Below are 11,197 nucleotides of genomic sequence, written 5' to 3'. Positions count from 1 at the left end.
TAAGTTCAATTCTAGAAAATATTAGTTTATCTGAAATTACAGGTAATGAATCTGATAAAGCAACAACAGTTAAGGTTTTGAAAAATCAATATGTTAATGAGATTTATAAAATTAATAAAGCACCTAATACTACAGGTTTAAAGCCAGGTGCTAGTTCAGTTCTAATTGTTGCAAGCAATGTAAATTTAATTTCTCAAACTGTAACACTTACTGCTTATTCTTGAAACAGTTTAACACAATCATATGATGTGATGCCTAGATCTAATAGTTTGGAAATAAATCAAGTAAACAATTCTACTTTTACAGGATTTAGTGCAATGGCTGATTGAATTCTTCCAATTGTTATTGCAGTTCCAATTGTTTTAGTTGCTTTAATTATTGGTTTAGGATGTGGTATTGGAATTCCAATGGCTAAACATAAAAAATCAATTCAAGTTGGATTTGAATTACAACACGAAAAAGTTGGAACATTGACTACAGCTGTTGGTGGTGTATTCAAAAAAATTATTGAAAATACAAGTGCTAATAACATGAAAGCTAAACCACAAATGCTTAAGGCAGGTAGCCCAAGAACTACTCCATCACCAAAACCAGTAACTAAACCAAATGCTACCCCACCATCAAAACCCGCACCAAATAAACCACCAGTTAATAATTAAATTTATTTTAGTAATAATTTAATAAATAACAATAATTTCCTTTATTTTATTTGTTTTTCTTCTTATATAAATTTTTTGAAGAGTATACAAGTGACATAAAATAAAGGATTTTTTTTTTTTTTTAATAAAAATATTTAAATTAAGATTTGTTTTTTAAAACTTGTCTTTTTTTTTTTTTTTTTAGAATGCTAGTGTTAATTTTTAAATATTTTAAATAAATGTTCAATTTAAGTTTTAAAAATATGAGAGAAAAAAATGAATAAAATTAAGCGTTCCAAGTTTTTTACTATTAGTTCTCTTTTAGGAATTTCTTTAATAAGTTTAACTTTAGTAAGTGTTATAAATTTAGATAAAAATATTAATGAAATTGATTCAAACAATTCGTTAGTTAATCAAAATATTAGTTCAATTAAAAATATAGTTAACCCACAACCATTAACAAATATTACTGATTTAAAAATTACATCACAAAGTATTGAAACAGGTAGGATCAATACTGAAGAAGTTACAGATGCTGATGGTAATTACATTTTAACTGCAACAAATCAAAGTAATAATAAAGCTAAAATAGTTAAACTAAATTTTCAATTACAATATTTGTATCAATGAGAATACAATGTTTTAAATTATCAAACGCGCCAAATAGTAGCTGATACAGAAGATATTGGTTATTATTATGCTTTATTAGTTAATGATCAAGTTAGTTTAAATATTCAAAATTCAAATAATACAACAGCAAATAATATTAAATTTACAATTCAAAATCCAGCATTAGTTGTTCAATTATATGATACAGGTTCAAGTTTTGAACAACGTAATATTTATAATTTAGATTTACCTAATTTTGCTATTAATAACAAAAACAATATTTCAAATAATGTTGCTAATAATGGTAATAATTCATCTAATGAAATCACTGATTCTCAAGCAGCAGATAATATTTGAGATCACATTTATGTTCAAGAAGCCATTCAAAAAGATGATACAAACGAAAAATTATCTTTTATTCGAAATACAACAACAAGCAATTCAACAGCAAAAAATATAGATTCAACAAATAATGTTTATATAAATAGTGATACTAAATCTGTTATTTATAAATTACTTGGTAATAGTGGTAAAAAGAATAATAATAGTACAAATTCTAATGAACATGATTATTATATTCTAAAGCAACTATACTTAAATAATGCTAATAATATGGTTTATTTGAAAGATGAACCAACTAATAGGAAAATGATTTTAATTTTTGGTGGGAATGCATATCAAAGTTTTTGATTTTACGATTTTATCGTTTCAATTAATGGTAAATCTAGTAAATATGTAACTCCTATGTTATATGCAAACTATGATTTTAATCCTTTTAATATAAAAAATTCGACTTCCGAAATATTGTATAGCACTGTGCAAAAAAATTGATACTATTTGCCATTTATGCGAAAAAATAAAATTTCAAATTTAGCTTGATATGTTGGTGGTGCTAAAACAATTACAATTAAAAATTTAAATTCTAATGATTTTAATTCTTATGTGTTTTTAGCCATGATGCAACCAAATGTATCTGATTTTAATAAAGATTTAGTTGATAATTATGCAAGTGTTACTGATGATATTAAAAAAGGCACATATGCAACAGCTGAACATGTCACAAAAAGAATCAATCCAAGTATAAATGGTTCTAGTGGTACAGCAAATTCTGGAATGGTTACAATAAATAATAACCAAAATGATAATCCTCAAAACACCAACAACAACGCAAAATATAACAATAAAGAAATTTTAGTAGGTTCATCATCTATTAATGCGTCCTTTGAATTATTTTTTCCTATAGGAAGTTATAATTCATCTGATTATGTTTATCCTTTTTCAGCAATTCAATCTTTAACTATATTACCTGTTATGACTAGTTCAATTGCCTCAATAATTGCCAATGAACCTCATAATGAAAATGAATCAATTCAAGAAAAAATATATTTAAGTACTTATGATGAAATAAAAACTGAAAATAATTTTTCATTATTTAATGCAATTTATAAAAACAATAAGTACTATCATTTTGATTTTGGCAAAAAATTTTATATTACACCATCTAATTGATTAGAAGAAAAAACATCTCCTAGTTTTCCAAATGCTGGTACTATTATTTCATCTAATGTTGGTGAGGATTATTGAGGTTTTTCAAGAGTTCTATTAAATACAAATCCAATAAATTCATCTAACTATTTTGAAGATGGTTGAAATAATTCTGCAAGTCAAAAAATTGTTTCTTTTTCAGCTCAATTATCAAACAATATTTTAACCAATGAATATGGTAAATTTAATCAAGTTATTGCAACAATGATTATTCGGGGATATATTATTTCATTTACTTATGATTTCGAATTAATAAAAGGAATTGCAATGGCTCCTGTTGCTAATTTAAATGAAAATGTATTATCAACAAATCTAAAACCTTCACACTCTTCCGTATTAAATAATTTTCAAAATTTATTATCAATTTCACAAGCAAACAACACTTGATCTATTACTTATCAAAAAGATAATAATTCATCAACATATGTTCTAAGTTATTTAAATGATTCTTTAGGAAATTTTTATTGATCTATATATGTAGATCCAATTTTAAATACAACAAATGATAAAATTGCTAAAAATTTAACAGCAAATAATAATTTTATTCAAATAAAAGATAATAAAACGATTTATATTAAAAATAGTATAAAAGGCGAAATACAATTGAATAATGGCTTATCAATAAATAATAATGTTGATATATGAGGAAAATTAGAACAAGTTAGCTCGCAATATTTAAATGACAGTAACTTAATATCTAAAACTACAAATGAAATTTTAAAAGATAAATCATTATTAAATCAATTAGTTAATTATTCTGGTGGTTGAAGTGCTAATAGTAATGGTTTGCCAACAACTAATGAACCATTTTTAATTTTTAATGCTCAATCTTATAACTCTACTATTACTTTTGATGTTGCTTTAAAATTCGTTAATGGAAAATACTATACATCGGCAAATGTTGATTCAAATCTTTATCCAAATATAATTCAAAATTCAGCTTTAAATATCCCGGTGTTTAAATATGATGGATTTGCTGTTTTAGCTTCATGAGTTATTCCTGCAATTATTGGAGGAATTGTTTTTTTGGTTTTATTATTTGTAGTCATCGGAATTCTTATTGTGTTATCAATGCATAAAAATAAAAAAACTATGCAAAGAGGATTTGTTTCTACAAACAAAAAAGTTGAAACATTAACTACAGCTGTTGGTAGTGTTTATAAAAAAATTTTGGTACAAACTAAAAACAATAAATCACCACAAATGTTAAAAGCTGCTAAAAAACCAAATACAGTTCTTAAAAGATCTCAGTTAACAAATGATTTTGCTTCTAAATCAACAGTATCAAACACACCAAAAACTTTATCTAAACCTAGTAATTCTACCTGTAATTAAAAATTCAAAAAATAAATTTAATTTTGAAAGAAAGACAATTTGCAAAATATGAAAAAGATAAAATTCAATTATAAATATTTATTAATTTTTTTGTTAAGTGCTATATTTATTAGTTGTTCAATAATAGGACTTTATTCAATCTTTAGTAAAAAAACAAATACATTTACTAAAATTAATCAAGTTTCAAATCCTATTGTTTCAAATAACATAGGTAATAAAGTTGGAGCAATTCGTAATTGACAAAATAATAATTTTAGTGGAGTTGGAGTTAGAAATGGTGGTTTTGTAGTTCTAACAGGAACTCAGAGCGCAACTAGAATTGATACTTTTGGGAATATCTTATGAGAATTTGATCCACAAAATTTACCTAGTGAATATAGTCAACTTAAAAATAAAAAAGTTGTAGAAGCTGTTCAGGATGAAGGTAGTAATTTTAATATCTTGTACTTATTGTTAGTACCAATAGAAGCACCAGACCAAAAGCAAGATTTTGATAAACAAGATGATAGTAATTATATTTCATTACAAAATTCAATTAATAAGCAGGCAAGTATTGTTCAAATAGTTGAAAATGTTAATTTGTATGAAAATAACATTTGAAAACCTTCATTTTTCATTAATAAAATAATTAATATTAATCCTAAAAAAATGGTTGATAATTATCCATCAACTTGAACAAAAACTAATCCAGTTTTTAAAAATAACCAAACTAATGCTTCTAAGTTCTTTTCAAGAGATGATCACCCTTCATGATATGTAAGTTCAAGTGGTCAAACAGTTAGCAATATTTGTTCAGAAAACACTAATTTAAGTGATACTATGGTATTGCCATGAAAACAATATATTACTAATTTAGGTAATATGTATGCAAAAGATGGAATTTTATTAATGTTCGGTGGCAATGGTTCTATTTTTAATGATCCCGAGGCATTAAGTATCGGAATGTGAAAATTAGATTTTAATTTAGAAAATGATAATTACATTGGCATTCCGTATGCTTATTTATTAAAAAATTTAAGTTATGAACCAGGATCAATTAATAATTTCTATATTTGAAATTGAAATTCTTGTTATGCTCCAATAGGTCAAACTAATAATTATAGTTATGTACCAAGATTAGCAGTTGGTGGTATTCAAACTAATATATCAGGTGCAGCTAATTATTTTTTATATTTATCTGGCGGAATCACTGTTGGTCAAGTAACTAATTCACAATCTAGACAAGAAGTTGATACAAATCAAAATCCTGTAGCAAGTGACCACAATCCAGAATATCAATCCCAAACAATTCAAGATAAAAGATCATTACAATTGACGGGCGCGAATACAGTATCAAATCCCAAAGATACTGATGCTAATTCAATTGATCCTGCAATGCTATTTGGCACAGCTTTTAATATTAATACTTTAATGAATATTCCAACAAAAATAAAAATTAATGAAAATAATGATTATTTGTTTTCAACAGCCTTGATTAATAATAACTATTTTGATATTGGTGGTACAATGGCTGTTTCAGCAGCATATGCTACTTATTATTTTTTTAACAAAGGTACAACTAGTGACGGTTGACTTAATTCATCTACTAATGGGGATTATACAAACGCTTCTTATAATGTTGAAATTTCAGCAAATAGAAAATATTTACCAGCACCATTTAGACCAACTGATTTAAGCTACATTGGCGAAGTTAAATATGTTTTAAGTAATACTACATCTACCCAAGATATTTTACATCCAAATACTACTAATAGATCAACAGCTTCTTATTCATACACATTAAATTTATTAGTTGAAAATGCTAAAAATTATTATTATCCAACTTTATCGTTTGGTTATTCTTTAAAAAATGTTGGTTCTTTAACTAAAGTGCAAATGCCAAGTCAATATATACAAAACAGCAACATTTATGGATATGCAATGCAAGTTGGCAATTCAATTTTGTATTTAAATGAACCAAAATTTGATACCAATAATCTTGCATTTCACGGTGCATCATCAGTAACTATAGGAAATAAAGAATTATTAACTAATGGTAAATATGCTGGAAAGAATTATGTAAATGTTTATAACCAAGTAACAAATAGTTGAACACCATTCAATCACAATGGATATGGTAACACTATTATTGCGTTAATTAGATTAGGTGTAGCACAATATATTAGAGGTATTAGTTGTTTTAATGATACTGTTTCAATGATTACAAAAGGATTCAAAATTAGTGAAAATCCTTATATAAATACTTCTTCTAATGCAAATGTAGAAGAACCAAGATTATTATGAAATGATTTTGTGGGTTTGAGTTCAACGAACAATAATAGTGAATTGTTAAGTTTATGAAATGATCACGATGCTTCAACAAATAATTATGAATATTTTATTTTAACGTCAAATCCCAAAATTCCTGAATATGATTTTTCTAATATTAGTCGATGAACTAATTATCCAAGTTCACTTGGTAGCACATCTATGCCTGATTATTTTTTATTAAGTCAAGGAACAACAAAAGCTTGATTTAATTATGATGATTCGCAAGTAATGCCAGCAAATGGACAAAAAAGTTTGCAATTCATTAATATGACACAAACAGAAGCAAACAAATATTTTGTAAAATCAAATGAAACTAATAACAATAATCAAAATTTTGACGTTGTACTTAATACTAGATATGAACAAAATTCAAAAATGTTTTTTGGTCAAATTAGCAATATTTCAAGAAATACTTCAAAAGGAATTTCGTATCGTTATATAGAAAATGTTTCAGGTATAAATGAATATTCAACAATAAATGAATTAAATCGCATGAAATTATTAGGTTCAGGTAAATTTGTATCTAATTTACCGAATGAAATTTTAACTAATTCTTTAGGAGAATTGTTGGAAGAAATTAATTTATCATCTATAACAAATAATTTAGATGACACAAATAAAAAAATTAAAATTTTAAAATCAAAATTTATTAAAGATTTTTTTATTGTTGATCAGAACCCAATTGTTGGAAATGAAATACCAATTCTTGGTTCAGTAATAATTTTAGCTTCAAATATTGACTACATAAAACAGGAAGTATTGTTAACTGCATATTCTTGAAATAGTTTAATTGAAAGTTACGATATAATGCCACAAACTAAAAGTACCTTAATAAATAATATTAATCATTCTTTATTTACGGGATTTAGTGCATTAGCTGATTGGGTTTTACCAATCACAATTACTATACCAATTGTTTTAATTGCATTAACAATAGGTTTAGGTTGTGGTGTTGGAATCCCATTAGCTAAGCATAAAAAATCAATTGAAATTGGTTTTGAGTTGCAAAATCAAAAAGTAAATACGTTGACAAAAGCTGTTGGTGGTGTTTTCAAAAAAATTATTGATAACACAAATGCCACTAATATGAAAGCTAAACCACAAATGCTTAAAGCAAGTGGACCAAAAACTGCTCCACCACCAAAACCAATAACTAAATCAAATGCTACTCCACCACCAAAACCAGCATCAAAATAAACCGCTAATTAATAATTAAATTTATTTTGATAATAATTTAAATAACAACATCTTCCTTTATTTTATTTTTTTCTTCTTATATAAATTTTTTAAAGAGTATATAAGTCATACAAAATAAAGGAAGTTTTTTGTTAATAAAAATATATTTTTAAATTAACATTTGTTTATTAAAACTTGCTTTTTTTTTTTTTTTTTAGAATGCTAGCATTAATTTTTAATTTTTAAATATTTATTTTGAATAAAGGTTCAATTTAACTTTTAAAAATATGAGAGAAGAAAATGAATAAAATTAAGCGTTCTAAGTTTTTTGCTATTAGTTCTCTTTTAGGAATTTCTATAGTAGGATTATTTTTAGTAAGTACTATAAATTTAAATAATAATAAAAATAATTTAGATAATTCGTTAGTTAATAAAAACACTAATTTAACTAGAAATAAAGTTAATCCACAACCCTTGACTAATATTAATGATTTAAAAATTACATCACAAAATATTGAGTCAGGCAAGGTTAATACTGATGAAGTTGTAGACAATAATGGTAATTACATATTAACTGCAACAAATCAGAGTAGTAATAAAGCTAAAATAGTTAAACTAGATTTTCAAATGCAATATCTATATCAGTGAGAATATAATGTTTTAAATTATCAAACACGACAAATAGTTGCAGATACTGATGACAATGGATATTTATATGTTTTATTAGTTAATAATCAATTAACATTAAGTGTTGAAGATCAAAATAATTTAACAGCAAATGATATTAGATTCATAATCCAAAACCCAGCAATAGTTGTTCAAATATATGATACAGGTTCAAGTTTTGAACAACTCAATGTATATAATTTAGGTTTACCAAATTTTGGTATTAACAATAAAGCTAACATTACTTCTAATTTAGCGGACACTTCAAATACAATTACTGATCCTGAGGCAGCAGATAATATTTGAGATCATATTTATGTTCAAGAAGCAATTCAAGAAACTGATGATAATTCTAAATTATCTTTTATTAGAAATACAACAACAAGTAATTCTACAGCCAGTGATACAAGAACTACTGAAAATAATATATATGTAAATGATGATAGTAAATCAATTATTTATAAATTATTAGGTAATAGTGGCAAGAAAGCAGCTAACAGCGCAATAGACACTAGTAATCATGACTATTACATTTTAAAGCAATTATATTTAAATAATGCTAATAATATGGTTTATTTAAAAGATAAATATACAAATAAAAAAATGATTTTGTTGTTTGGGGGCAATGCATATCAAAGTTTTTGATTCTATAATTTTGAAGTAAAAACAACTGGAAAACAAAATTTATATGTAACACCTTTGTTATATGCAAATTATGATTTTGATCCATATGCTTCAAAATACCAAAATGAAGTTGAATATTATGCTAATTCAGGAAGAAATAATTCTAGTGTTTTAAAAAAATATTTTTATTTGCCATTTATGTTAAAAAATAAAATATCTAATTTAGCATGATTTGTTGGTGGCGCAAAAACATTAACTATAACTAATCAAGAAAACAATAAATCAGATTCATATGTATTTTTAGCAATGATGCAACCAAATATATCTGATTTCAATAGTTCATTAGTAGATAACGCTCAAAATATTCAGTCTGCAAATATAGAAACTATTAAAAAAGGAACTTTTGGGACACCCGAAGAAGTAAGTAGTTGAAATGAGTCAAATAAAACAATAACTGGTAATTATGAACCATCATCTATTCCTTCAATTGCTATGCCCGCTCCTCAAAATACTAATATCCAAAATACTAAAAATACCGGCAATCAATATAACAACCAAGATATTTTAGTTAGCTCTTCATCAATTAATGCATCTCTTTATCAATTAGGACAATCACAAGGTATTTGATCAACACGATCAGATAATTTTAAATATCCTTTTTCTGCAATTCAAACACAAACTATTTTACCGATAATGACTAGTGAAATTGCTTCTTCTATTTGTATTGAACCCAAATCATCTTATAATGATTTTCCTGAAGAAAAAATTTATCTAAATACATTTAGTAATTTATCAACTAATTCAAATTCTAATTTTCCAGAAAAATTTTCACTATTTAATTGTGTTGAAACTAAACCATCAACAAAAAATTTTAAAAGATTTGATTTTGCTAGAGAAATTATTTCTAACCCTAGAAATTGAACTCAAGATATAAAAAATATTTCTGCTCCTCCATCAGATTATAATGGAACTACTACAAACAATCCGAACCAAATAATTGAAGTGGGTTATGATTTTGTTGGTTTATCTAGAATTTTGTTAAATAAAAATCCAAAAAAATCTAGTAATTTTTTAAATGATGGATGAGAAAACACTGCTAGTCAAAAAATTGTTGCTTTTTCTCCTCAATTGACAAGCAAAAAAATTAAAACTTCATTTGGGACTTATATGCAAGTTGGTGCAGTATTAATTTTTCGTGGATTTGCTTATTCATTTACATATGATTATATTCAACCAGCATTAGGATTAAAAATGGTTCCATATGCTAATTTATTAAATGATAAAACAAAAAATTCAATTGAATTAATTAATGAAAAAAGCATCAATAAATTTACAAATTTATTATCTATTTCATATTTTGCTGACAATTGAGTTTTAACTTATCAAGATAAAAATTTAAATAAACATTTATGTTATAGAATAACTTATTTATCTGACTTAAGTGTATGAAGTTTCTCGTTAGATAATTATTTGTCTTCAAATGGTTTAAATAAAATTAGTAAATTATTTGTTTTTTTTGAAAATAATTTTATTTTCTTGTACGAAGAAAAAACTTCTCAAATATTAAATACTAATACAAATTCAACTCATAATTTAGATGAAAATTCATCAATTACCACAAATTCAAATATTTGAGGAATTATAAAACCTGTTGAAAAACAACATTTAATTGATAGTAATTTACTTGATAAGACACCAAGTGAAATTGTTAGTGATTATGATTTATTAAAACAATTGATTAATTATTCTGGTGGTTGAAGTGTGATTGACAACCAAACTAACAAGCCAACAGAAGAACCAATTATTTTTAACATTAAAACTACTTCATCAACTATTACATTTGATGTTGCTTTAAAGTTTATTAATGGTAAATACTATACTTCAGTTTTATTCAATAGTTTAGAATATCCAAATATTGTTTACAATACTTCATTAAATATTCCTTCTTTTTCTTATGATGGATTTGCTTCATTGGCTGTTTGAGTTATGCCAGCAATTATTTCTGGGGTTTCTTTCTTAGTAGTGTTGTTTATTTTAATTGGTGTACTTGTTACATTATCATTGCACAAGAATAAAAAAATAATGCAAAAAGGATTTGCTTCATCAAACAAAAAAATCGATACATTGACAACAGCTGTTGGTAGTGTTTATCAAAAAATATTGACACAAACTAAAAATAATAAATCACCTCAAATGTTGAAAGCAGCACGTAAGAGACCAACTGCTAAAAGTCATTTTTCACCTAAATCTCCAAATTCACCTAAATCTACTGCAAATTAAGTTCCCAAAAAACG

General features: G+C 25.1%; 3 protein-coding genes and 1 pseudogene. All 4 read left to right on the top strand.

What is annotated here, in order from left to right:
* Positions 1-659: pseudogene (locus T397_RS04380) on the top strand (hypothetical protein); the annotation flags it as partial.
* Positions 660-914: 255 nt separating this feature from the next.
* Positions 915-4,127: a hypothetical protein gene (locus tag T397_RS0102645; RefSeq protein ID WP_027124103.1), complete on the top strand. Its 3,213-nt coding sequence runs from the start codon at positions 915-917 to the stop codon at positions 4,125-4,127.
* 48 nt (positions 4,128-4,175) lie between these two features.
* Positions 4,176-7,634, top strand: a complete 3,459-nt coding sequence (locus T397_RS0102640) for a hypothetical protein (RefSeq protein WP_027124102.1) — start codon at positions 4,176-4,178, stop codon at positions 7,632-7,634.
* A gap of 279 nt (positions 7,635-7,913) precedes the next feature.
* The gene (locus tag T397_RS0102635; protein WP_027124101.1) at positions 7,914-11,183 is read left to right on the top strand and encodes a hypothetical protein; all 3,270 of its coding nucleotides are present in this window, start codon (positions 7,914-7,916) and stop codon (positions 11,181-11,183) included.
* The last annotated feature ends 14 nt before the right edge of the window (positions 11,184-11,197 follow it).

This window comes from Mycoplasmoides pirum ATCC 25960, assembly GCF_000685905.1.
Classification (GTDB): domain Bacteria; phylum Bacillota_I; class Bacilli_A; order Mycoplasmatales; family Mycoplasmoidaceae; genus Mycoplasmoides; species Mycoplasmoides pirum.
Note: the sequence above shows the minus strand (reverse complement) of the source record. Positions and strands in the feature narration are given on the sequence as shown.